The sequence below is a fragment of the Streptomyces sp. NPDC060198 genome (genome assembly GCF_042728415.1).
GTDB lineage: Bacteria > Actinomycetota > Actinomycetes > Streptomycetales > Streptomycetaceae > Streptomyces.
This window is the reverse complement of sequence record NZ_JBHWZJ010000005.1, coordinates 26,900-50,421: the sequence shown is the minus strand read 5'-3', so window position 1 is coordinate 50,421 and position 23,522 is coordinate 26,900. Positions and strand designations below refer to the sequence as shown.

At 72.6% G+C, this 23,522-nt stretch carries 19 protein-coding genes; 8 read left to right on the top strand and 11 right to left on the bottom strand.

What is annotated here, in order from left to right; translation table 11 throughout:
• Positions 1 to 10: 10 nt before the first annotated feature.
• Genes ACFWEP_RS01920 through ACFWEP_RS01910 form a run of 3 tightly spaced genes read right to left on the bottom strand, consistent with a single transcriptional unit; the run spans position 11 to position 3,074 of the window.
• Positions 11 to 1,309 carry an ABC transporter substrate-binding protein gene (locus ACFWEP_RS01920; protein ID WP_387363972.1) on the bottom strand — a complete coding sequence of 433 codons (1,299 nt, stop codon included), beginning with the start codon at positions 1,307 to 1,309 and terminating at the stop codon, positions 11 to 13.
• Positions 1,309 to 2,148 carry a carbohydrate ABC transporter permease gene (locus tag ACFWEP_RS01915; RefSeq protein ID WP_387363969.1) on the bottom strand — a complete coding sequence of 280 codons (840 nt, stop codon included), beginning with the start codon at positions 2,146 to 2,148 and terminating at the stop codon, positions 1,309 to 1,311. The genes ACFWEP_RS01920 and ACFWEP_RS01915 overlap by 1 nt, the downstream gene beginning before the upstream one ends.
• Positions 2,145 to 3,074, bottom strand: coding sequence for a carbohydrate ABC transporter permease (locus ACFWEP_RS01910; RefSeq protein WP_387364008.1), 930 nt, complete (start codon positions 3,072 to 3,074; stop codon positions 2,145 to 2,147). The genes ACFWEP_RS01915 and ACFWEP_RS01910 overlap by 4 nt, the downstream gene beginning before the upstream one ends.
• Positions 3,075 to 3,243: 169 nt before the next feature.
• Here ACFWEP_RS01910 and ACFWEP_RS01905 point away from each other — a divergent pair, with 169 nt between their 5' ends.
• On the top strand, positions 3,244 to 4,134 hold the full coding sequence (locus tag ACFWEP_RS01905) for a phosphotransferase enzyme family protein (RefSeq protein ID WP_387363966.1): 891 nt from the start codon (positions 3,244 to 3,246) through the stop codon (positions 4,132 to 4,134).
• Between the two features lie 59 nt (positions 4,135 to 4,193).
• On the opposite strand, the gene ACFWEP_RS01900 is transcribed toward ACFWEP_RS01905, so the two are convergent.
• Together ACFWEP_RS01900 and ACFWEP_RS01895 are read right to left on the bottom strand one after the other, a co-directional pair.
• A complete protein-coding gene (locus ACFWEP_RS01900) occupies positions 4,194 to 4,904 on the bottom strand; it encodes an exonuclease domain-containing protein (RefSeq protein ID WP_387363963.1) in 711 nt (236 codons plus the stop codon).
• Positions 4,905 to 5,041: 137 nt separating this feature from the next.
• Positions 5,042 to 6,274 (bottom strand): SAV2148 family HEPN domain-containing protein, encoded by a 1,233-nt coding sequence (locus tag ACFWEP_RS01895; RefSeq protein ID WP_387363960.1) that lies wholly within the window; start codon positions 6,272 to 6,274, stop codon positions 5,042 to 5,044.
• Between the two features lie 393 nt (positions 6,275 to 6,667).
• On the opposite strand from ACFWEP_RS01895, the gene glgX reads away from it, so the two are divergent.
• Positions 6,668 to 8,848 (top strand): glycogen debranching protein GlgX, encoded by a 2,181-nt coding sequence (glgX, locus tag ACFWEP_RS01890; RefSeq protein WP_387363957.1) that lies wholly within the window; start codon positions 6,668 to 6,670, stop codon positions 8,846 to 8,848.
• 181 nt (positions 8,849 to 9,029) lie between these two features.
• Positions 9,030 to 11,438, top strand: coding sequence for a malto-oligosyltrehalose synthase (gene treY, locus ACFWEP_RS01885; protein ID WP_387363954.1), 2,409 nt, complete (start codon positions 9,030 to 9,032; stop codon positions 11,436 to 11,438).
• A 265-nt stretch (positions 11,439 to 11,703) separates the two neighbouring features.
• Here the strand turns inward: treY and ACFWEP_RS01880 are convergent, their stop codons facing one another.
• Together ACFWEP_RS01880 and ACFWEP_RS01875 are read right to left on the bottom strand one after the other, a co-directional pair.
• Positions 11,704 to 12,309 (bottom strand): FHA domain-containing protein, encoded by a 606-nt coding sequence (locus tag ACFWEP_RS01880; RefSeq protein WP_387363951.1) that lies wholly within the window; start codon positions 12,307 to 12,309, stop codon positions 11,704 to 11,706.
• A gap of 97 nt (positions 12,310 to 12,406) precedes the next feature.
• Positions 12,407 to 12,745, bottom strand: coding sequence for a winged helix-turn-helix transcriptional regulator (locus tag ACFWEP_RS01875; RefSeq protein WP_387363948.1), 339 nt, complete (start codon positions 12,743 to 12,745; stop codon positions 12,407 to 12,409).
• A gap of 162 nt (positions 12,746 to 12,907) precedes the next feature.
• On the opposite strand from ACFWEP_RS01875, the gene ACFWEP_RS01870 reads away from it, so the two are divergent.
• Together ACFWEP_RS01870 and ACFWEP_RS01865 are read left to right on the top strand one after the other, a co-directional pair.
• Positions 12,908 to 13,516 (top strand): NAD(P)-dependent oxidoreductase, encoded by a 609-nt coding sequence (locus tag ACFWEP_RS01870; RefSeq protein ID WP_387363945.1) that lies wholly within the window; start codon positions 12,908 to 12,910, stop codon positions 13,514 to 13,516.
• Positions 13,517 to 13,623: 107 nt separating this feature from the next.
• Positions 13,624 to 14,577 (top strand): GNAT family N-acetyltransferase, encoded by a 954-nt coding sequence (locus ACFWEP_RS01865; RefSeq protein ID WP_387363942.1) that lies wholly within the window; start codon positions 13,624 to 13,626, stop codon positions 14,575 to 14,577.
• A 119-nt stretch (positions 14,578 to 14,696) separates the two neighbouring features.
• On the opposite strand, the gene ACFWEP_RS01860 is transcribed toward ACFWEP_RS01865, so the two are convergent.
• Together ACFWEP_RS01860 and ACFWEP_RS01855 are read right to left on the bottom strand one after the other, a co-directional pair.
• Positions 14,697 to 15,818 carry an alpha-L-fucosidase gene (locus ACFWEP_RS01860; protein WP_387363939.1) on the bottom strand — a complete coding sequence of 374 codons (1,122 nt, stop codon included), beginning with the start codon at positions 15,816 to 15,818 and terminating at the stop codon, positions 14,697 to 14,699.
• Positions 15,819 to 15,878: 60 nt separating this feature from the next.
• Positions 15,879 to 17,354, bottom strand: coding sequence for a GH1 family beta-glucosidase (locus tag ACFWEP_RS01855; protein ID WP_387363936.1), 1,476 nt, complete (start codon positions 17,352 to 17,354; stop codon positions 15,879 to 15,881).
• A gap of 266 nt (positions 17,355 to 17,620) precedes the next feature.
• Here ACFWEP_RS01855 and treZ point away from each other — a divergent pair, with 266 nt between their 5' ends.
• Entirely contained in the window at positions 17,621 to 19,381 is a 1,761-nt protein-coding gene (gene treZ / locus ACFWEP_RS01850) for a malto-oligosyltrehalose trehalohydrolase (protein ID WP_387363933.1), read from the top strand.
• Positions 19,382 to 19,725: 344 nt separating this feature from the next.
• On the opposite strand, the gene ACFWEP_RS01845 is transcribed toward treZ, so the two are convergent.
• Positions 19,726 to 20,853, bottom strand: a complete 1,128-nt coding sequence (locus ACFWEP_RS01845) for a M24 family metallopeptidase (protein ID WP_387363930.1) — start codon at positions 20,851 to 20,853, stop codon at positions 19,726 to 19,728.
• A 334-nt stretch (positions 20,854 to 21,187) separates the two neighbouring features.
• Here ACFWEP_RS01845 and ACFWEP_RS01840 point away from each other — a divergent pair, with 334 nt between their 5' ends.
• Entirely contained in the window at positions 21,188 to 22,159 is a 972-nt protein-coding gene (locus ACFWEP_RS01840) for a GNAT family N-acetyltransferase (RefSeq protein WP_387363927.1), read from the top strand.
• Positions 22,160 to 22,230: 71 nt separating this feature from the next.
• Here the strand turns inward: ACFWEP_RS01840 and ACFWEP_RS01835 are convergent, their stop codons facing one another.
• Positions 22,231 to 22,887 (bottom strand): nucleoside/nucleotide kinase family protein, encoded by a 657-nt coding sequence (locus ACFWEP_RS01835; RefSeq protein WP_387363924.1) that lies wholly within the window; start codon positions 22,885 to 22,887, stop codon positions 22,231 to 22,233.
• A 66-nt stretch (positions 22,888 to 22,953) separates the two neighbouring features.
• On the opposite strand from ACFWEP_RS01835, the gene ACFWEP_RS01830 reads away from it, so the two are divergent.
• Positions 22,954 to 23,346 carry a VOC family protein gene (locus tag ACFWEP_RS01830; protein ID WP_387363921.1) on the top strand — a complete coding sequence of 131 codons (393 nt, stop codon included), beginning with the start codon at positions 22,954 to 22,956 and terminating at the stop codon, positions 23,344 to 23,346.
• The last annotated feature ends 176 nt before the right edge of the window (positions 23,347 to 23,522 follow it).

Sequence of the window (23,522 nt, the reverse complement as noted above, 5' to 3'; positions counted from 1 at the left end):
GTCGGCCGGGTCAGCGCTGGTAGCGGGCGAGGACTCGGTTGCCGTCGTCCACCAGGCGCTTCTTCAGTTCGTCCAGCCCGATCGCGCCGCTGTAGTACTCCTGGAGCGCGGGGGTGGCCACCTTGTCCTTCCATTCCGGGTAGCCGCGCACGGACTGGGCGGGGGCCGGGCGGAGCCGCTGGGCGAGCGCGGTGCCGGTGGCCCAGCCCTGGTCCTCGGTGTGCAGCGCGGGGTCGGCGAGGGCCTTCGTGCCGGTGGGCAGCATCCAGTCGCCCTTGGCGAGGCGGACCATGTTGGGCGGGTCGAGCAGGAAGTCGATGAACTCCACCGCTTCCTTCTTGTGCGGGCTGTCCTCGGCGACGGAGAGGGTCTGCGGGCTCACGCCCTGGGCCGTGCCGTCGCTGCCGGCGGGCGCGGGCAGCACGCTCCACTCGAAGCCCTCGGGGGCCTGCTCGACGACCTGCTGCCGGTAGGCGAAGCCGAGCGGCACCATGGCGTACTTCCCCCCGAAGAACCCGGGCAGGGTGTCGGAGCCGCCCATGCCGAGGGCGGTCCGGGCTGCGCTGTGGTCGACGGTGACCTGGTCGTGGATGGTCCCGGTCACCACCGAGTCGCCCGCGTCGAAGCGGAGGTCCACCTTCCCGTCCTCCCCCCGGTGGAAGAGCTGCCCTCCGGCCGAGAGTCCCAGGTTGAGGGTGACCGAGACGGGTTCCTTGAGCGGCCAGGCGACCCCGTACCGCCCCTTGCCGGTGAGTTCCTTGGTGACCTGGCGGAACTCCTCCCAGCTCCACGGCCGGTCGGCGGTGGGGATGCGGACGCCCGAGGCCTTGAGGATCTTCGTGTTGGCGATGAGGACCTTGGGTTCCTGGAGGAACGGGACGCCGTAGACCCCGCCGTCGAAGGTGGTGGTGGACCAGGACGCCTCGGAGATGTCCTCGGTGAGCCGGTCGGGGAGGAGAGTACGCAGATCGGCGAGGTAGCCGCCGTAGGCGAAGTCGGCGAGGTCGTCGGAGGCGTCGTGGATGATGTCGGGCGCCTCGTCCCCCTCGAACGAGGTGAGCAGCTGGTCGTGGACGCTGTCCCAGCTGCCCTGGACGTAGTCCACCTGGACGTCCGGGTGGGCGGCGTTCCACTCGGCGACGAGTTCCTTGTTGGCGGCGACGGACTCCGTCTGCCAGGCCAGTGACTGGAAGCGCAGATGCACGGTCCCGTCGGCGTCCCGGCCGTCGCTCCCGCCGCCCGAGCATCCGGCGAGCAGCAGGGTGAGCACGGTCGCTGCCGAGGCCGCCGCCCTGGTGAGCGCGCGCATCAGCTCTTCACCGCCCCGGCCAGCATGCCGCCGGTGATCCGGCGCTGGATGAGGGCGAAGAGGAGGAGCGAGGGCAGCGTGGCGAGGAACGCGGCGGCGGCGAGCGGACCGAGGTCGGCCGCGCCCTCGGCGCCGATGAAGTGGGTGAGGACGACCGGCAAGGTCTGCTTCTCCGGGGTCTTGAGCAGGACGAGGGCGAAGAAGAACTCGTTCCACGCGGTGATGAAGGCGAAGAGGGCGGTGGCGACGATCCCGGGGGTCAGCAGCGGGGCGGTGACCGAGACGAGGGTACGCAGTCGTCCGGCGCCGTCGACGGAAGCCGCTTCCTCCAGTTCGGCGGGCACGGCCCGGACGTAGCCGACGAGCATCCAGAGCGCGAAGGGCAGCGACCAGACGACGTAGACCATGATCAGGCCCGCCAGGGAGTTGATCAGGTGCAGGTTCTTCAGGATGAGGAAGAGCGGGATGATCAGCAGGACGAAGGGGAACGCCTGGCTGACCACGACCCAACCGGTGGCGGCGGCCGAGAGCTTGCCCCGGTGGCGGGCCATCACGTAGGCCATCGGGGTGGCGATCAGGACGCAGATCACTCCGGCGCTGACGGCGGCGAGCAGGGAGTTCCCGGCCGCCTGGAGCAGTGGCTGTTCGTCGAACGCCTGGCGGAAGTTGTCCAGGGTGGGGTGCCGGGGAATCCAGGTGGGGTGCAGCGAGCCCAGTTCGCGGGCGGGTTTGAAGGCGGTGGAGATCAGCCAGAGGAACGGGAACGCCAGGAAGACGAGATACCCGGTGAGCGCGAGGTACTGCCCCGCACGGGTGGCGCGTCCGGTGCGCATGCTCATGTGTCGTCCCCTCCCCGGAGCCGGCCGACCAGGTACACGGCGAGGATCACGGAGATCACCGCGACCATCACACAGCCCATCGCCGCCGCGTAGCCGAACTGGCCGTAGCGGAAGGCCTCTTCGTATGCGAAGAGCATCGGCAGCCGGGTCCTTCCGCCGGGTCCTCCGCTGGTCAGGACGTAGACCAGGGCGAAGGAGTTGAAGTTCCAGATGAAGTTGAGGGCCGTGATGGAGAGGGCGACGGGTTTGAGCGCGGGCCAGGTGACGGTGCGGAAGCGGCGCCAGGCCCCGGCGCCGTCGAGGGCGGCGGCCTCGTGGAGTTCGTGCGGGGTGTTCTGGAGTCCGGCCAGCAGCGCGACGGTGGACTGGGGCATCCCGGCCCAGATCCCCACGACGATCACGGCGGGCAGCGCGGTGCCGAAGCCGGTGAGCCAGTCGCGGCCGTCGCCGAGACCGAGGTCGCGGATGGTCTCGTTGAGGATGCCCGCGTCCGGGTTGTAGACCAGCCGCCACATGATGCCGACGACGACCTCGGGCATCGCCCAGGGGATGATCGCCAGCGCGCGGGCCAGCCAGCGCATCCGCAGGTTCTCGTTGAGCAGCAGCGCGAGGCCGAGGGCGAGCAGGAACTGCGGGACGGTGACGCCCACGGCCCAGAGGAGGCCGATCCGGAAGGAGTCCCAGAAGAGGGTGTCGTGCAGCAGGTCCTGGAAGTTCAGCGCGCCGATCCACTGGGTGGAGCGGGTGCGGCCGGACTGTGCGTCGGTGAAGGCGAGCCCGATGCCGTAGAGCAGCGGTCCGACGCTGAGGACGAGGATCGGGATGAGTGCGGGCAGCACCAGGAACCAGGTGGCCCGGTCCCGGGCGGCCCGCTCGCCGCCGCGTCCGTCGTCCTTGCGGCGCTGTCCCGGCCACCGGCCGGCCATCCGGCCGCCCGTCCGCTCCGTCACGGCCGGAGTCGCCAATGTCACTGTCTGACCTCTTCGTCGCATCTGGTCGGCTTTCTGCCGCTCTGGCCACTCACTCAGCCTCCGTCATGGTCCTGACGGGCCGACCGTTCGTCAAGGTGGCCTGCGTGAATGCGAAAATCAGGCCATGAACGAAGAGCGAGCGCGCGAGGTACTGACCGCTGCCGGGCTGGCCGGAAAGAGCGTTTCCGGCTCAGCCTTCGGGGCGGAACTCCTCGCGCTGGGCGAGAACGCGGCTTTCGCCGTAGGCGATCTGGTGGTCAAGGTCGGCCGCGACGCGACGCACCATCCGGAGCTGCGCGAACGCGCCGAACGCGAGGTCGCCGTGGCCGGCTGGCTCGCGGACGCCGGGATTCCCGCCGTACGGACCGCCGAGTCCACGCCCCGCATGGTGGAGGGCCACCCGGTGACCCTCTGGCACCGGCTCCCGGACGCCGTACGGCCACCCGAACCGCGCGATCTGGCCCCTCTGTTGACCTTGGTGCACGCATTGCCGGGGCCGGAAGGCTTCTCCTTGCCCCGCCGCGAACTGCTCGGCGGCGTCGAGCGCTGGCTCCACCTCGCGGGCGACGCCGTCGACCCCGCGGACGCCGACTACCTGCGCGCACGCCGGGACGGTTTCGCGGCTGCCGCCGCCGCCCTCGTACCCCACCTGCCGCCGGGCCCGGTGCACGGCGACGCGCTGCCGCGCAACGTCCATGTCGGTCCGGACGGCCCCGTCCTGGTCGACCTGGAGACCTTCTCCTTCGACCTGCGCGAGCACGACCTCGTGGTGCTCGCCCTGTCCCGGGACCGGTACGGGCTGCCCGCCGGGGCGTACGACGGGTTCACCGCCGCCTACGGCTGGGACGTACGGGAATGGGACGGCTGCGCCGTGCTGCGCGGGGCCCGGGAGACGGCCAGTTGCGCGTGGGTCGCCCAGCACGCGCCGGCCAACCCGAAGGCGCTCGCCGAGTTCCGCCGCCGGGTCGCCTCGCTCCGGGACAACGACCCCGAGGTGCGGTGGTACCCCTTCTGAGGGGTAGGGCGTGTGGTGAAGGTGGCGCCGTCCGTCCGGCCGTGCCCCCTGCTCCCCGGCTACCGGCTCCGCGGTATGAGCGGCCAGGCCTGTTCGACGACGGCGGTCGGGTCGGTCCGCCGCAGGTACGCCTGCAACGAGGCCGACTGCGCGGCCGCCGCCACCACCTGGAGTTCGTGCAGGTCCGTCAGGGGCATCGTCCCGACCGGCCGGTGCAACTCGCCCATGCGCCGCACCACCTGGGCGGCGGCCACCGCGTCCGCCCTCGCGTCGTGGGCGTCGTCCAGCGTCACCCCGTAATGCGCGCACAGCGCGTGCAGGGCACGCCGGCCCTTGCGGTACTTGTCGACGTGCTTGTCGATCACCAGGGGGTCGACGACCGGCGAGGGCGCCGTGCCGAGCCGCTCGGTGATCGACCGAAGTCGGTGGCGCCGGCACTCACGGTCCAGCAGCGACAGATCGTAGCGGGCGTTCATCACGACGAGCGGGGTCCCCGAGCGCAGGACCCCGGCGACGGTCTCCGCGATCTCCTCGATCGCGACCGGTGCCGGGACGCCGTGTTCGCGGGCGTGGTCCGTCGAGATGCCGTGGATCGCCGAAGCCTGTTCGGGTATCGCCACCCCCGGATCGAGCAGCCAGGTCCGCTCCGACGAGACCGCTCCGTCCGGATCCAGCCGCACGACCGCAGCCGTGACGATGCGGTCGGTCTCGACGTCCGTGCCCGTCGTCTCCAGATCGAAGCCGACCAGTGGTTCCCGGTGCCAGCTCATCCCGTACCTCCTCCGTGGTGCTTACCCCCAGTGAGGAACACCCTGCCACGCACCACTGACACACCGGTCGGCGGGCGGTCCGGTCCCGGGCGTCCCGGAGACGGTCCGGGGCCTCTCCGGAAGGACTTCGGGGAGGTTCAGGAGACCGGCCGGGAGTCGGTCCACACCGACTCGAACTCCTCGCGGTACGTCTCGAACAGTCCGTGCTCGGTCTCCTGCCCCACCCGGACGACCGCACGCCCGCCGCCCCTCAGGACCAGGACGGGTGCCTCCATCCCGCGTGCGCGGCGCAGATAGGGCTGGACGACGCCCACCGCGTCGGGTCCGTCGCCGTCGACCAGATAGGCGGTGAAGCGCGGGGTCTCGTCGAACACCTGGATCTGGAAGGCCCCCGGGTCGCGGAGTCTGGCCCGCACCCTGCGCATGTGCAGGATGTTCATCTCGACGGACCTGCTCAGCTCGCCCTTGCGCAGGCTGAGTTCTCTCTCGCGGCGGCGGACCGCGCTGCTGGCCGGGTTGATGAAGAGCAGCCTGATCCGGCAGCCCGTCTCGGCGAGCCGGACCAGCCGTCGCCCGGAGAAGTTCTGCACCAGCAGGTTGAGCCCTATCCCGATCGCATCGAGCCGGCGGGAGTTGCCGAACAGGTCCTCGGCGGGGAGCTGGCGCTGGAGCCGGACCCGGTCGGGGTGGACGGAGACCACGTCGGCGTACCGGTCGCCGACCAGGGATTCGACGGCGTCGACGGGCAGCCGGTCGGCGGAGGGCACGGCGGCCCCGCCGCCGAGGATGGTCAGGAGCCGCTGGGAGGCCCGTTCGGCCTGGGCGTGGACGGCCTCGTTGAGCGCGCGGTTGCGGGAGACGACGTTCCGCGCGACCTCCAGCTCGTCCAGCGCCAGCTCGACGTCGCGACGGTCGTCGAAGTACGGTTCGAAGCACGGCCAGTGCTGGACCATCAGCTCACGGAGCTGGGGCAGGGTCAGGAAGCTCAGGACGTTGTCGTCGGCCGGATCGAGCAGATAGCCCTTCCTGCGGGACACCTCACGCACCGCGACGGCCCGCTGCACCCACTCCTGCCCAGCGGGCCCGGCGGCGGCCACCACCCAGTCCTCGCCGTTCACCGGCGCGTAGACGGGCCGCAGCACGGCGGCGACCACCGCCCGCAGCCGCTGCTCGACGAGATTCAGCCAGATGTACGCACGGCCGGCGCGCTGGGCACGAGTCCGCACCTCGCCCCAGTCCTCGGCGCTCCAGCCCAGTTCCGCGCCGATCTCCAGGGGCTGCGCCAGGGATACCGTCCCGGGCGGCGCGTCGTTCGGCTCCCCCTCGTGACTCACGTCACCCGGAGGCAGCTCGAACCCTCCCGAGCTCACCCGTGCACCGCCTTCCACTCCCCCACCCAACGATCACGGAAGGGTACTCCGCGAGCGCGGACCCGTGCAGCCCCCTGCCGAGGACGCTCCGTCAACTGGTGTACCGAAAGGGTGGGTTCCCTGGCCGGTCGCGGAAAGGAGTGAGCTGATTCATAGTGAGGTGAGCGGCCGGGGACCGGTGTTCGGGGCGCCGGGGAGGCTCCGGCGTACCGGACGGACCGCAGGGGTGTAACGCGGTGCGGCGTGTTGACGGCTCTCACCGGGGTACACGGCGCACGGCGCCTCCCGTTCGCGACCGCACCGGCCGACGTACTAGGTACGCGCGCAACTTTCGGGGATTATCTGGCTGAAGAACCGCACCACACCCGGATCAGAAGTGGAAGAGTCATATCTATGCAGGTCTGGCCGGGACAGGCGTATCCGCTCGGCGCCACGTACGACGGCGCCGGGACCAACTTCGCGGTCTTCTCGGAGGCCGCCCACCGCATCGAACTGTGTCTGCTGCACGACGACGGTTCCGAGACGGCGGTCGAGCTGCGCGAGACCGACGCCTTCGTCCGTCACGCCTACCTGCCCGGCATCATGCCGGGCCAGCGGTACGGCTTCCGCGTGCACGGACCCTACGAACCCCAGAACGGGCAGCGGTGCAACTCCGCGAAGCTGCTGCTCGACCCCTACGCGCGGGCCGTCGCCGGGAAGATCGAGTGGGGCGAGGCGGTGTACGGCTACCCCTTCGGGCGCCCCGACGCGCGCAACGACCTCGACTCGGCGCCGCACATGATGAGCTCCGTCGTGGTCAACCCGTACTTCGACTGGGGCGACGACCGCAGACCGCGTACGGACTACCACCGCACCGTGATCTACGAGGCCCACGTCAAGGGCCTGACGATGCTCCACCCGGGTCTGCCCGAGGAGCTGCGGGGCACGTACGCGGGCCTGGCGCATCCGGAGGTGATCGCCCACCTGACCGAGCTGGGCGTCACCGCGATCGAGCTGATGCCGGTGCACCAGTTCGTCCAGGACCACCGTCTGGCCGACGCCGGACTCGCCAACTACTGGGGCTACAACACCATCGGCTTCTTCGCCCCGCACAACGCGTACGCCTCCTGGGGCGACCGCGGGGAGCAGGTGCTGGAGTTCAAGCAGGCCGTCCGGGCGCTGCACCAGGCGGGTATCGAGGTGATCCTCGACGTGGTCTACAACCACACCGCCGAGGGCAACCACCTGGGGCCGACGCTCTCCTTCCGGGGACTGGACAACGCCTCCTACTACCGTCTGACGGACGACCAGCGCTACTACATGGACACCACGGGCACCGGGAACTCGCTGCTCATGCGGTCCCCGCACGTACTTCAGATGATCATGGACTCGCTGCGGTACTGGGTGACCGAGATGCACGTGGACGGTTTCCGTTTCGACCTGGCCGCGACGCTCGCCCGCCAGTTCCACGAGGTGGACCGGCTGTCGTCCTTCTTCGACCTGGTGCAGCAGGACCCGGTGGTGAGCCAGGTGAAGCTGATCGCGGAACCCTGGGACGTCGGCGAGGGCGGCTACCAGGTCGGCAACTTCCCGCCGCTGTGGACCGAGTGGAACGGCAAGTACCGCGACACCGTGCGCGACCTGTGGCGGGGCGAGCCCCGGACGCTGGCGGAGTTCGCGGGGCGCCTGACCGGATCGTCCGACCTCTACCAGGACGACGGCCGCCGGCCGCTCGCCTCGATCAACTTCACCACCTGCCACGACGGGTTCACCCTGCACGACCTCGTCTCGTACAACGACAAGCGCAACGACGCCAACGGGGAGGGCAATCGGGACGGCGAGAGCCACAACCGCTCGTGGAACTGCGGCGCGGAGGGCGAGAGCGACGACCCGGCGGTGCTGGAGCTGCGGGCCCGGCAGATGCGCAACTTCATCGCCACGCTGATGCTCTCGCAGGGCGTGCCGATGCTGAGCCACGGTGACGAGTTCGCCCGCACGCAGGACGGCAACAACAACGCCTACTGCCAGGACAACGAACTCTCCTGGGTGCACTGGCCCGATCCCGTACGGAAACCGGGTGACGCCGGTACGGCGGAGGAGGGAGGCACCGGGGACGCGGAGGCCGTACGGAGGCCGGGCGACGGGCTGCTGGAGTTCACCCGGGCCATGGTCTGGCTGCGCCGGGACCATCCGGTCTTCCGGCGGCGCCGCTTCTTCCACGGACGCCCGGTCGAAGGCACCCACGACGAGCTTTCGGACATCGCGTGGTTCACGCCCGAGGGCAAGGAGATGACCCAGCGGGACTGGCAGGCCGCACACGCCAAGGCCATGACCGTCTTCCTCAACGGGCACGCCATCTCGGAGCCCGGACCGCGCGGCGAACGGATCTTCGACGACTCCTTCCTGCTGATGTTCAACGCGGGTGCGGAGACCCTGGACTTCGCGGTCCCCGTCAACCACGGCGAACAGTGGCAGGTCGTGGTCGACACGGGGCGCCCGGAGGGGGTACCGCCGGGGAGCGGGCCCAAGGTCGCGGCGGGCGAGCATCTCTCGCTCATCGGCCGGAGCCTCACGGTCCTGAAGCGGCCCGCCTGAGTGGTGCGCAGGGGATGGGGGCGCCGGGGACACCGGCGCCCCCGTCCCTCGTCCCGGCCTGCGGCGAAGTGTCCCGTACCCTCCGTCCGGGTGAATCCACCCGGGTGCATCCGTGCGGTCGCGGGCAGCCGGAAGCGGGGCGGATGACACGGACGGGCCGCGAGTGGGTACGTAACCGGGCATGACGCCCACCGCCACGTACCGGCTCCAGCTGCAACCGGACTTCACCTTCGCGGATGCCGGGGAGGCGGTCCCGTACCTCGCCTCACTCGGAATCTCCCATCTGCACCTGTCCCCGGTCCTGGAGGCGGTGCCCGGTTCCCGCCACGGGTACGACGTCACCGATCCCGGACGGGTCCGCGCCGAGCTGGGCGGCGAGGAGGGGCTGCGCAGGCTCTCCGCGACGGCCCGCGCGCACGGGCTCGGGCTGGTCGTCGACATCGTGCCGAACCACATGGCCGCCTCCCCGCGCCACAACCAGGCGCTCCGGGAGGTGCTGCGCGAGGGGCCGTCCTCGCCCTACGCCCGCTGGTTCGACATCGACTGGGAGGGCGGCGGCGGGAGGGTGCTGCTGCCGGTCCTCGCGGGCCCGGTCGGCGAGGAGATGGGCCGGTTCGCGGTCGACGGCCCGGTGCTGCGGTACGGCGAACAGGAGTTCCCGCTCCGCGCGGGCTCCGAGCAGCTCGCGCTGCCCGAGCTGCTGGAGGCCCAGCACTACCGGCTCGGCTGGTGGCGGCTGGCCCGTACCGAGCTGAACTACCGTCGCTTCTTCACCATTTCGGACCTGATCGCAGTACGGGTCGAGCACCCCGAGGTCTTCGACGCCACGCACGGCAAGATTCTCGGACTCGTCCGGGACGGTGTCGTGGAGGGGCTGCGCATCGACCATCCGGACGGCCTCGCCGACCCGGCCGGATATCTGGAGCGCCTCGCCGAGGGGACCGGCAGCCGGTGGACGGTGGTGGAGAAGATCCTCACCGGCGAGGAGACCCTCCCGGCAGGCTGGGCGGTGGCCGGGACCACCGGCTACGACGCGCTGCACCGCGTCGACGGCCTCTTCACCGACCCGCTCGGGTCGGCCGAACTCCTCGGCCATTACCGTGCGTTCGCCGGTCCCTCAGCCGACGAGGGCGGCTCCTGGCCCGAGACCGCGCGGCGGGCCGCCCGGCACGTCGTCGGCCACGACCTCGCCGCCGAGACGGCCTGGCTGACCCGGCTGGCCCTACGGATCTGCGCCCGGGACCCCTTGCTCCGCGACCACGCCCCCTGGGCACTGCGTACCGCCGTGACCGAACTGCTGGTCCGCGTCCCGGTGTACCGGCCGTACGTCGTGGCGGGCGGCCCGGTCACCGAGTCCGCCGAGGCGGCTCTGCCGGACGCGGCGGTACGGGACGCGAAGGCCGCGTTCTTGGTACCCGAGGAGGCCGGGGCGGTGGACGTGGTCCGGGAGCTCGCGCTCGGGAGGCTGGGCGACGGCCCCGAACAGGTCTCCTTCTGCGCCCGGTTCGCCCAGACGGCGTCCGCCCTGCACGCCAAGTCCGTCGAAGACACGGCGTTCTACCGGTACGTCCCGCTGATCTCGGCGACCGAGGTGGGCGGCCGACCGGGCAGGCCCGCAGTGGAGCCCGCCGAATTCCACGCGTTCTGCTCCCGGCTGGCCCGGGACTGGCCGACCACCGGCACGGCGCTCACCACGCACGACACGAAGCGCAGCGCCGACGTCCGCGCCCGGATCGCCGTCCTGTCCGAATGCCCGCCCCGGTGGGCGGAGTTGGTGCGTCAGGCGACGGGGGTGACCTCGGCGGCGGCACCGGACGCCCAACTCGCCTGGCAGGCGTGGCAATCGGCCTTCGGCTGCGTGGACCTGCCGGCGTCGGAGACGGCGGGCAGGCTGGAGCCCGCGCTGCTCAAGGCGGTACGCGAGGCGGGCGTCCGCACCACCTGGACCGAACCCGACGCCTCCTACGAGCGTGCGGTGTCCGACTTCGTCGCGGCCGGCCCAGGCAGCGCCGGGGGGCCCGCCCGGGACCTCCTCGCGGCCTTCGCCCGCTCGCTCACCCCCCAGGTGCGGGCCAATGTGCTGGGCGCGGCGCTCGTCCATCTGACGATGCCGGGGGTCCCCGACCTGTACCAGGGCACCGAGCGGGAGTACCTCGCCCTGGTGGACCCGGACAACCGGCGGCCTTTCACGAAACCGGAGCCCGGAGCGGGATCCTCGGCGGCGGCGGAAGCATCGGGCACTTCGGCCGAGAAGGCCCGCCTGACCGCCACCGCGCTCCGGCTCCGCGCCGAACTCCCGCACGTCTTCGGAGAGTCGGGGACGTACGCCCCCCTCACGGCGCGGGGTGCGGCGGCGGAGCACGCGGTGGCGTTCTGCCGGTCGGGCGAGGTGGTCACGGCGGTGACCCGGCTCTCGCTCCGGCTGGCCGAGGCCGGCGGCTGGGCCGACACGGTCCTGCCGCTCCCGGACGCCGGGCCCTGGCACGATCTCCTGTCCGCGGAGGGGGAGTTCGGCGGCGGCGAGGTGAAGGCCGACGAGTTGTTCGCCGCACGCCCGGTCGCGCTGCTCAGGAGGGGGTCACGAGGGTAGGACGCGCGGGAGCGGCGGCCGCGAAGGCAGGAGGCGCGAGGGCGGGGGCCGCGAGTCCGCCCGCACCCGACTCTCTCGGAGGCCGTCGGCGAGACGTTCCTGAGCCTCGCCGGGTGCGGTCTGCATCGGCGGGCCTGACGAGCCGGGAGTGTCGGCCGGCCCCGAAGGGGCAGCGGGCGGCCCGGTCTCGGAGGGGCAGCGGGCGGCCCGGTCTCGGAGGGACGGCAGGCGGCCCGGTCTCGGAGGGACGGCAGGCGGCCCGGTCTCAGAGGGACGGCAGGCCGCCGGGCGGGAGGGCCGCCGGCCGGTCCGGCGGGAGGGGCGGGGGCGCGGTCAGGCGGAAGGTCATGTGGCCGAAGCTCACCTGGTCGCCCTCCCGGACCGGGACCAGGCCGACGACCCGCTGCCCGTTGACGCAGGTGCCGTTGGTCGAGCCGAGGTCGCGGAGCAGCCAGAGCCGCCCCCGCGCGGTGAGCTCGGCGTGGTTGCGGGAGACCGTCTCGTGGTTGAGCCGCAGTCCGTTGCCCGGGTCGCGCCCGATGAGCAGCGGGTACGGTCCGGGAGCGGGCAGCAGGAGTTGGGGCAGCTTCCCGGCCCGCCAGGCCATCCGCAGCCGTCCCGGGAAGCCCGAGACTCCGCCGACCGCGCGCAAGAGCCCCTGGCTCCAGGCGCGTTCCGCGCGCAGATCGGCGGTGAGGGCCGCCAGGTCCTCGGGGCGGTGGGCGGCAAGGGCGAGTTCCATCCGGCGCAGGAAGGTGTCGTGGGAGAGGCGGCCCTGTGCGGCGCCCTCCCTGAGCACGCCGAGGACACGGTCGCGCTGGGCGTCGGAGACCCGCGCGGGATACGTGTGGAACTCGGAGGAGGACGTCACAGGGTGATTGTCGGGCCGGGTGGCCCGGGGTGTCCAGAAGGGACGGTGTCGGACCGGGGCGGGCAGGTTCGACCGGCCGGAGGGGCGGGCGTACCGCTCAGCGCGCGGGGGCCTCTCCCGAGCGCTCCAGGTCGAGCGCGACGGTGCGCACGGCGTCGACGATGGGCAGCAGCTTCCGGCCGAAGGGGGTGAGGTCGTACACCGTCGACTGCTTGCTCCTCGACTCCGCGACCCGGACGACGATGCCCGCCTCGTCGAGCTTGCGCAGACGGCTGGTCAGGGTGACCGCGTTGACCTTCGGGATGGCCCGCTGCAGCTCGTTGAAGCGCATCGCCGACTTCTGCAGGGTCATCACGATCGCCAGGGTCCACAGATCGCCGACGACCGACAGGATCTGCATGCACCGCGCCGTCTGGGGGTCTACGGGTTGATTCATGGTGCTGCCATTTTAGGGTCCCCCGCTCGGGCCGGGCCGGGCGCGCGTCCCCCGGTGCCGCGCCCCGATCCCGGTCCGAGCGGGGGACCGGGAGGCGCCGATCCGCCGTGCTACGTTCACCGCTAAAGAATTTTTAGTGGTTTACCGGAAGGGTGGAGCCCCATGAGAATCACGATCTTCGGCGCGACCGGGCGGATGGGTCAGTTACTGGTGCGCCAGGCCCTCGACGCGGGGCACGCGGTCACCGCCTACGCCCGCAACCCCGACAAGCTCCGTTTCACGCACCCGGAACTGACCGTCGCGGCCGGTGAACTCGACGACGGGAAGGCGATCCTCGAAGCGGTCCGCGGCGCCGACGCCGTCATCGAGGGCGTCGGCTCGGAGAGCGCCGCGACCCGCAGGATCATCGCCGCCATGGAAGCGTCCGGCGTGGGACGGTTCGTGGTGGTGTCCACGTGCAGCGCCCCGGACCCGGCGGACCGACCGGACCTCAAGTTCAAGGCCCTCGTCCGGTTCGTCAGGACCGCCGCTCCCCGCGCCTGGTCCGAGGTCCGCGCGGCGGCCGAGGCGGTACGCGCCAGCGACCTGGACTGGACGCTGGTGCGCGTGGCCAAGCTCGACGACGGCCCCGCCACGGGAGAGATCAAGGTCGGGCACTACGGGCACGGCGTGGTGGGCCTCTCCGTCCGCCGCGCCGACATGGCGTCCTTCCTGCTCGCCCAGGTGACCGACCGGACCCATCTGCGCGAGGCCCCCGCGATCAGCAACTGAGCCGCACACCGGGGACGAATGGCGGTGCGTGCACGTCCGGTGCGCTGCTATCGTCTGCCGCCGCGAGCCCCCGGTGATCTCCGGGGCCGGCGATCCCCTGGAGCAACGTGACACCCGCTGTACCCGGCCTGACCTTCCGTCCGCTTTCCGGCCCAGCCGAACTCCCCCTCTTCCAGAGCCTGTCCTACGTCCTCGACCACGAGGTGGCCGAGGACCTGGAGGCGGGGCGGCGGAGTCCGTCGTGGCTCTGGGTGGCCCTCGACGGCGACCGGGTGGTCGCGCGGGCCGGGTGGTGGAGCGGCTCCGGTGGCGCTCCCGCGCTGCTCGACTTCTTCGACGTGGACGACGCGCTGCCCGCGGCCGAACGGCTCCGGGTCGGCGCCGCCCTCCTGGAGGCCGCCACGCCGGCCGTGGTGCCGCCGGACGCCCCTCGGCCGGAGTACGAACGTTTCGTGCCGCCGGACTGGCGGGAGGACCCGGCCGCGCGGGCGGTGGTCGAGGCGCGGACCGGGGCCCTGGAGGCGACCGGGGCGCGGATGCTGGTGGAGCGGCTGCGGCTGGAGTGGCGGGCCGGGACCCCGGTGCCCGAGGACACCGGGCGTCTGCGGTTCCGGCCGGTCAGGGACCGCGAGGACCTGGTCGCCCTGATGACCCCGGTGATGGAGGGCACCCTGGACGCGCACGGGAAGCAGGACCTGGCGGCCGGGATGTCGGCGCGTGAGGCGGCCGAGCGGCACTACGACGAGGAGCTCGCACGCTACTCGACCCCCCGAGACTGGTGGCGCGTCGGCGAGCTTCCGGGCGGTGAACCCGTCGGGTTCGTCGTCCCGGCGCGCAACAACTACAACCCGGTCATCGCGTACATCGGCGTGCTGCCCGGCCTTCGGGGCCAGGGGTACGTCGACGATCTGCTCGCCGAGGGGACCCGGGTGCTCGCCGCGCAGGACGGGGTCGAGCGCGTCCGGGCCGCCACGGACCTCGGCAACCAACCGATGGCCGGGGCGTTCCGGCGGCTGGGGTACGTCAACTTCGAGCGGGCGCTCAACATGGTCTGGGACTGAACGGCCCGGGACTGAACGGTCCAGGACTGAACGGTCCAGGACTGAACGGTCCAGGACTGAACGGTCCAGGACTGAACGGTCCGGACCGGATGGTCCAGGACCGGCCACCCGCTCCGTGATCAGCCCGTCGTCTCCGCTTCGGCCGCCCGGTCCTGCGCGAGCCATTCCAGCCGCAGCAGTTGCTCGTCGGGAATGGCGGCGTCCTCGCCGCGCGGTCCGACGTTGAGCAGCAGGTTGCCCCCTTCCGCCGCGGTGCCCCGGACCAGCGCGGTGAGGGCGTCGCGGCCGAGGAAGGCGTCGGACGGGGAGTTGCGGTTGTACCCGAAACTGTGGTCGATGCCGCGGGTGATCTCGTACGGGTCGGGGCCCGTGTAGCGGGCGAATTCCGGTGTACGGAAGTCGTAGTAGGGCGGCTTGCGCGGCACGAAGCCCTCGCCCTGGGCGACCGTGCGCCGCTCCCAGCGGTCGTACAGCGCCCCGGCCACCGGGAGTCCGAAGGTGCGCCAGAGCGGCGAGCGCGGCAGCAGCCGGTCGTTGACGACTCCGTGCGGCACGGTGAAGCGGTAGAACTCGATCAGCCTGCGGATCTCGGGGGCGCCGGCCGGCCAGGCAATGTCGTTCCAGAGGATGTCCGGGCGGTACCGGCGTACGAGTTCCCGCAGTTGGGCGTCGGCGTACCCGGGATAGGCGCCCCGGGGCACGGAGGCGAGCATGTCGGCGGCGGTGCCCACCGGGCGGCTGTCGAAGGTCCAGTCGAGTCCGCCGGAGTAGTACACCCCGAAGCGCAGCCCCTCGGCCCGGACCGCTTCGGCGAACTCGCCCACGACGTCACGGGTGGTGTGCCAGCCGGCCCGGTGCGGGTTGCGGACCTCGGAGGGCCAGAGGCAGTAACCGTCGTGGTGTTTGGTGACCAGAACGGCGTAACGGGCTCCGGCGGCACGGAAAGCGCGCGCCCACGCGGCCGGGTCCCAGCCCGCCAGCCCGTCCTCGAACTCCCGGCCGAAGTCGGTGTAGGGCTTGTCCCCGTAGGTGGCCCGGTGGTGGGCGAAGACCGGGCTGCCGGGAAAGCGGAGCCCGTTTTCGTACCACTCCGCGTACGAGGTCCAGGCGAGCGGGGCGGCTCGCCCGGCGAGGGGGAGGTCGGCGGGCGCGGTGCGGGGCGGGGCCCAGCCGGGTACCGACGCGGGCGTCCAGTGCACGAATATGCCCAGGCCGGCCTGGGTCCACCATTGAGCAACCATGGCGCGAAGTATCGGTCACCCGGAGCCCGGTCGGGAAGCCCCGGCCGCCCCGCCCCGGGTTCAGGCGGGCCCGACGGCGGGTTCGGCTCCGGCCGGTTCCGCCGCACCGGCGGCCTGCTGCCCGATGATCTCGATCCCCGGCGCCACGGCCTGTGCCGCCCCGTCCCCCGCCGCCCCGGTCACCTCGGGCACGCGCTGGGCCCGGATGACCTCGCGGTACCAGGCGTAGGACTCCTTCGGGGTCCGGCGCAGGGTCTCGTAGTCGATGTGGACGAGCCCGAAGCGCTTGCTGGCTCCCTCGGTCCACTCGACGTTGTCGGTCAGCGACCAGGTGAAGTAGCCGCGCACGTCGACTCCTTCACCGATCGCGGCGTGCAGCGCGCCCAAGTGGGCCTCCAGGAAAGCGATCCGGCGGGTGTCGCTGACGGCGTCGTCCACCGCGCAGCCGTTCTCGGTGATGTAGAGCGGCGGCAGCCGGTCGCCGTAGCGGTCGCGGAGGCCGACGAGGGTCTCGCGCAGGCCGTCGGGGACGACGGGCCAGCCGAAGTCCGTCTTCTCGTATCCCTCGATCTCCCTGATGCCGAAGGGGAGTTCGGCGGGAATGTCGAACCCGGCGAAGGATTCGAGCGCTTCGGGGCGGCGGGGCGCGCCGACGAGAGTGGGGTTGTAGTAGTTGACGCCGTACCAGTCCAGCGGGGTGGAGATGGTCTTCAGGTCGTCGGCGACCGGGCCCGGCATCAGGGCGGCGAATCCCTCGTCGGGGTAGCGGCCGGCGAGCAGCGGGTCGGCGAAGAGCCAGTTGGTGAGGGTGTCGTACAGCCCGGCCGCGTCCCGGTCCTCGTCCGAGTCACCGGCCGTCCAGACGGGGCTGTGCGAGACGGCGATCCCGATGTTGGAGGCCCCGGCGGCGCGCAGCGCCCGGACGGCCAGTCCGTGGGCGAGGAGCTGGTGGTGGGCGGCGGGCAGGGCGTCGAAGAGCAGGGTACGGCCGGGTGCGTGCTCCCCGAGGGCGTAGCCCAGCAGGGTCACCTCGGCGGGCTCGTTGATGGTGATCCACATGGGGACGCGGTCGGCGAGCCGTTCGGCGACGATGCCCGCGTACTCCGCGAACCGGTAGGCGGTGTCGCGGTTGAGCCAGCCGCCCTCCTCGTCCAGCGGCAGCGGGGTGTCCCAGTGGTAGAGCGTGGGCGCGGGGGTGATGCCCCGGGCGCAGAGTTCGTCGACGAGCCGGTCGTAGAAGTCGAGTCCGGCCGGGTTGACCGCGCCACTGCCACCGGGCACCACGCGGGGCCAGCTGATGGAGAAGCGGAAGGCGTCGGCGCCGAGCCCTGCGAGCAGGCCGACGTCCTCGCGCCAGTGTTCGAGGAAGCCGGTCCCCCGGGTGGTGTCCGTACCGTCCTTGATACGGCCGGGCACAGCGGCGAACGCGTCCCAGCCGGAGAGACCCTTCCCGTCTGCCTCGACGGCTCCCTCGGTCTGGAACGCGGAGGCGGAGGCTCCCCAGAGGAAGCCCGGCGGGAACTTCGGAACGGTCATTTCGGCCTCCATCAGCCGTACGGCGGCGTACGTATGAGCAGGATCGGGCAGGGCAATGATCAGAGCAGACCTTAAGGGGTGTTCCGTACTCCTGTGCGCGGATGCACGGAACACGGGACATCTCTTCGGTCACCCGTCGTGGAACCGGTCCAGTATTCCGGGGCGGGGCGCAGGACTTCAGCCGATCATGGAAGCCGGTCCGGACTTTCCTCCGGCACATCCGGCTTTTCATACGAATCACTGACACGACTGACGGGGAGTGGCGGATGCGGTTCGAGGTGTGGGCCCCCGGGGCGGGGTCGGTCGGTCTCTGGCTGTCCGGCACACGGCAGGCGATGGGGCGCGACGAGTCCCGTGCGGGCTGGTGGACGGCCGAGGCGGACGCGGCGGACGGTGACCTCTACGGCTTCTCGGTGGACGAGGGGCCTCCGCTCCCCGATCCGCGCTCCCGGCGCCAGCCGGACGGCCCGGACGAGCTGAGCGCGGTGGTCGACCAGGAGGCGTACGCCTGGCGGAGCGACTGGCCCGGACGCGGGCTGCCGGGCGGCGTGCTGTACGAGCTCCACGTCGGTACGTACACCGGCGAGGGCACCTTCGACGCGGCGGCTCGGCGGCTGGGCCATCTGGCCGAACTCGGCGTCACCCACGTGTCGCTGATGCCGGTCTGCCCCTTCCCCGGTACCCACGGCTGGGGGTACGAGGGCGTGTCGCTCTGGGCCGTCCACGAGCCGTACGGCGGCCCGGCAGGGCTGAAGCGGTTCGTGGACACCGCGCACGGGCTGGGCCTCGCCGTGCTGCTGGACGTCGTCCACAACCACCTGGGCCCGTCCGGTAACTACCTCCCGGCCTTCGGCCCGTACTTCACCGAGACGCACCACACCCCGTGGGGCGCTGCGGTCAATCTGGACGCGCCGGGTTCGGACGAGGTGCGCGCGTATCTGCTGGGCAGCGCGCTGGCCTGGCTGCGCGACTACCGTCTCGACGGGCTGCGACTGGACGCGGTGCACGCGCTCGCCGACACCCGGGCGCTGACCTATCTGGAAGAACTGGCGGCCGGGGTGGACGCCCTGTCGGCCGAGGTGGGCAGGCCGCTGACGCTGATCGCCGAGTCCGACCTCTGCGACCCCCGTACGACGACCCCGCGCGCGGCGGGCGGCCTGGGGCTGCACGCCCAGTGGAACGACGACTTCCACCACGCCCTGCACACCGCGCTGACGGGCGAGGCGCAGGGCTATTACGCCGATTTCGCCGCCGCACCGCTGGCCGGGCTGGCGAAGACGGTGACCCGGGCCTTCTTCCACGACGGCACCTACTCCAGCTTCCGGGGGCGGTCGCACGGCCGCCGGGTCGACGTCACCCGCACCCCCGCCCACCGCTTCGTCGGGTACGCCCAGACCCACGACCAGATCGGCAACCGTGCCCTCGGCGACCGGCTCGCCGCCTCCCTCTCCCCCGGCCTCCTGGCGTGCGCGGCGGCGCTGGTGCTGACCGGCCCGTTCACCCCGATGCTCTTCATGGGCGAGGAGTGGGGGGCGCGGACCCCCTGGCAGTTCTTCACCGACCACACCGATCCGGAGCTGGCCGAAGCGGTGCGCAACGGCAGGCGGCGGGAGTTCGGGGCGCACGGCTGGGCCGAGGAGGACATCCCGGACCCGCAGGACCCGGCGACCCGCGCACGCTCCTGCCTGGACTGGAGCGAGCCGGAGCGCGCGCCGCACGACCGGCTGCACGCCTGGTACCGGGAGCTGATCGCGCTCCGCCGGTCCGTACCCGATCTGCACGACCCGGACCTCGCCTCGGTGAAGGTCGCCTTCGACGAGGAGGCCGGGTGGCTGGCGCTGCGCCGGGGCGACGTGCGGATCGCGGTCAACCTCGCCGGCCGGCCCGCCGCCGTCCCGCTGGGCGGCGGGCGGAACCGGGCCGCCGCCGGGCGGGTGCTGGCCGCCTGGGAGCCGGTGGAGGCCCCGGGCGCCGACGGCCTGCTGCGGCTGCCGGCCGAGTCGTGCGTGGTGCTGGCGGACGGGTGACCGGGTGGGCGGAGCGCCCGGCCGGGCGTGATGACGCCGAACGTGGCGCCCGCCGCGATCGGCGCGCGTGCCGGGCTCCGGGTCCGCACCCGGGCCGGCACGGGCTCGCGGGGCCGCGGCCGCGCTGGGCGGTGTCCGGGTGGGAGTACTCGTCGGCCAGGGCCTTGCACCGGTCGCGCACGCGAGACGCTCGGCCGGGCGGACCGGGCCGAGCCTCTCCGTGATCGACCGACCGCCTCACACCCGACGGTGTTGCGACGACCTCGGGAACCCGAGACCACGCTCGGGGTCCGAAGACGGACACGGACTGCCCCGGGCCGCGTCCAGGCCCCTTCCGGCACCGGCTATCCGACGATCGCCAGCTCGCGGGCGGTGGAGTTGAGACGCCGCCCGCCGTCGTCGGTGACGGTCACGATGTCCTCGATGCGCACCCCGAACCGCCCCGGAAGATAGATCCCCGGTTCCACCGAGAAGCACATCCCCGGCACCAGCGGCTGCTCCTCGCCCTCGATCATGTACGGCGGTTCGTGGGTGGTGACCCCGATGCCGTGGCCGGTGCGGTGGATGAACCGGTCACCGTAGCCGAACTCGGTGATGACCGCGCGCGCCGCCCGGTCGACGTCCTGGCAGGCGGCTCCGGGCCGTACGGCCGCGCACCCCGCCGCCTGGGCCTCGCGCACCACGTCGTGGACCCGCTGCTCCTCGGCGGTGGGCTCGCCGACGTGGACCGTACGGGAGGTGTCGGAGCCGTAGCCGTACCGCAGACCGCCGAAGTCGAGGACCACCATGTCGCCGTGTGCGATGACCCGGTCCCCGGCCTCGTGGTGCGGGTTCGCGCCGTTGGGCCCGGAGCCGACGATGGCGAAGTCCACCTGCGAGTGGCCGAATCCGATGAGCAGCGCCGCCAGGTCCGCCGAGACCTCGGTCTCCCGCCGCCCGGCGAAGGGAACCTTCAGGATCTCCTCGTACGTGGCGTCGGCCGCCGCGCCCGCCGCCGCGAGCCGCTCCAGCTCGGCCGCGTCCTTGACCGCCCGCAGCATCGGCAGCACCTGGGTGAGCGAGGCGTAGGAGGTGCCGGGCAGAAGTTGCTGGAGCCCGAGCAGGTGCATGGCCCAGGCGTTGTCGCTGATCCCGTACCGGCCGGCCGCGTCGAGGAGCGGGGCGGCCACCTCGTACGGGTTTCTGGCGTCGGTCCAGTCGCGCAACGACAGGGCGGGGGCACCGATCGCCGCCTCGGCGTCGGGCGCCTCCAGGGCCGGTACGACCAGCACCGGCTCCTGACCGGGCGTCAGCACGAGAAGGGTGAGGCGCTCGGTGCTGACGGGCTGGTAGCCGGTCAGGTGCACGAGGTCCGGGCCGGGCGCCACCAGGACACCGGCCAGCCCGGCCTCGGCGGCGGAGTCGGCCGCACGGGCCATCCGGGCCCGGTAGACGTCGGCGGTGAAGGGCTCGGGCGGGTTCGGGCTGGTCATGCGGTGCCTCCAGAGGTGCTGCCGGTACGGCTGCCGGTGGCGGCGCACCACTGCGCGCGCCGCACGGAGCATCCTGCCGCCGCCCGCCGCGGGACGCGAGCGCCGGACGGGCGTGGCGGGACGGTTGGTACGCCGGGACACGGCGGTACGGGCCCGGGCGGGCTGGGCGGGACGGGCCCGGGTGGGCACGGCGGGGCGTTGCTGAGCACGGCCGGGCGGGGCGGCTCCGAGGTGCCCTGATCCAAAAAGGGTTGCCGGGCCACCACGCCTCCTGGTTCCCTACCGGGGCGCGTGCACGAGCCGACGCGACCCCAGACCCCGAGCGAGGACTCCCATGAAGCCGGGATACGCCGTACGCGCCCCTCTCCGATCCGAACTCACCGAGATCCTCGACGCCGTGAACGCGGCCGGCCGGGCCGGGGACGCGACGGCGGCGGCCCAGACCGTCGACGAGTACCTGCGCGTCTGGTCGCGCCTGGACACCGAGCGGGACGCCTGGATCGTGACCGGTCCCGGCGGGGAGGTCGCGGGCTACGGACACGTGACCGCCGAGACGGGCGAGGGCCGCGTCCACGCCGACGCCTACACGCATCCCGACCACGAGGGCGCGGGCATCGGCACCCGGCTGCTGGAACTGGCGGAGACCCGGGCCGCCGAGCTGGCGACCGCTGCCGGACACGACCTCTCCCTGTACAACTACGTCTACCTCGGAGGCGTTTCGGAACGGCTGCTGCGCGCCCGCGGCTACCGCCGGGCACGGGTCCACCAGCGGATGACCATCGCGCTGGACGGGCCGCTCGCCACCCCGGTGTGGGCCGACGGGGTCACCCTGCGGCCGTGCACCGGAACGGCCGGGGATCTGCGGGCGGTGCACGCCTGCGTCGAGGACGCGTTCGGCGACCGCTGGGGCGGCGAGCCCCGCCCCTACGACGTCTGGGCCGACGACCTGCTGTACGACGGGTTCGACCCGTCGCTCTGGCTGCTCGCGGAACGCGCGGGCCGGATAGCGGGCGCGGCACTGTGCCGGTTCCGTGACGTACGGGGCGACCTCGCCGGCGAGGTGGGCCAGTTGGCGGTGGCGCGGGAGGACCGCCGCCTCGGCATCGGGCGGTCCCTGCTGCTCAGCGCCTTCGCGCTCTTCGCCGAGCGCGGCGCGCCCTCGGTCGGGCTGGACGTCGACAGCGAGAGCCTGACGGGCGCGCATCTCCTGTACGCACGGGCGGGGATGACGGTCACGGTCTCCATCGGCCGCTTCGAACGCGAGGCGTCCGGCGGGACCGCGGAGGGCGCCCCCGCGCGGAGCTGAGCGGGGCGGACGCCACACCGGCGGCGCACCTCGGCCGGGTCACGGCTTCTCGGCGTGGTCACGGGGACCGGTCACGACGGCCGGACGACCAGGTCGGCGCGGTCGCGTCCGGCCTCGACCAGCCGGGCGTTCGCCTCGTCCGAGTCCGCGGCCCACCGCTCGGCGTCCGGCCTCGGCCTGCCGAACCGTACGTGCCGGTCCACCAGCCTCCGCACGCGCAGGTCCGGGTCGATCTCCACGTACCAGACCTCGTCGAGCAGCCCGCGCACCGGTGCCCAGGGCCCGTCGTCGTGGAGGAGGTAGTTCCCCTCCGTGACGACGAGCGACGTGCCCGGGTCCACCGCCACGGACCCGGCGATCGGCTCTTCCAGGGCACGGTCGAAAGCCGGGGCGTAGACCGTCCCGCCGCCGTCCGTCGCGGGCCGGACCGTGGCGGGGTCGCGCAGCCGTCGCAGCAGCGCGGCGTAACCGGCGGCGTCGAAGGTGTCCGGAGCGCCCTTGCGGGCGGCTCGCCCGAGGCGTTCGAGTTCGGCGCCTGCGAGGTGGAAGCCGTCCATGGGGACGAGTACGGCGGTACCGTCCAGCGCTTCCACCAGGGCCGCGGCGAGGGTCGACTTGCCGGCACCGGGCGGCCCGGCGATCCCCAGGATCCGGCGTCTGCCGGGGACGATGAGCGCCCGGGCGCGGGCGGCGAGCGGGGCGAGGTCGTACGAGTCCATACGGGGCATTCTGCGGGGTCGGCGCGGAGCCTCAGTAGGGTGGCGCTGGACCGCCGCCGTGCACGAGGAGCCGACATGCCCCACATCGCCCTGACCACCCTGGTCGTCCACGACTACGACGAGGCCATCGCCTTCTACCGGGACGCCGTCGGGTTCGAGCTGGCCGAGGACACCGACCGGGGCGACGGCTCCCGCTGGGTCGTCGTCCGTCCGCGCGGCGCCGGTGCGGCCGGCACCGGCCTGTTGCTGGCCCGCGCGAAGGACGGGGACCAGCGGGCGGCGGTCGGGGCGCAGACGGGCGGCCGGGTCGGGTTCTTCCTGCACACCGAGGACTTCGCGGGCGATCACACGCGGATGACTGCGGCCGGGGTGCGGTTCCTGGAGGAGCCCCGGCACGAGACCTACGGCTCGGTCGCGGTCTTCGAGGACCTGTACGGCAACCGGTGGGACCTTCTCCAGCCCGCGTGAGCGCTCCGGGCGGGCCGAATCAGCCGTCGCTCGCCCCACCCCTCGGCCGGTGTCCCCGGGATCGCTCCGTACGTTCGCCGGACCTTGATAGCGTCGCCCCCACGCGACTGCGGAACGCTCCCCGCCCCGGTCGCGAGCCGGCCCCGCGCGTCACCGGAACGGGCCTGCGCGCACGC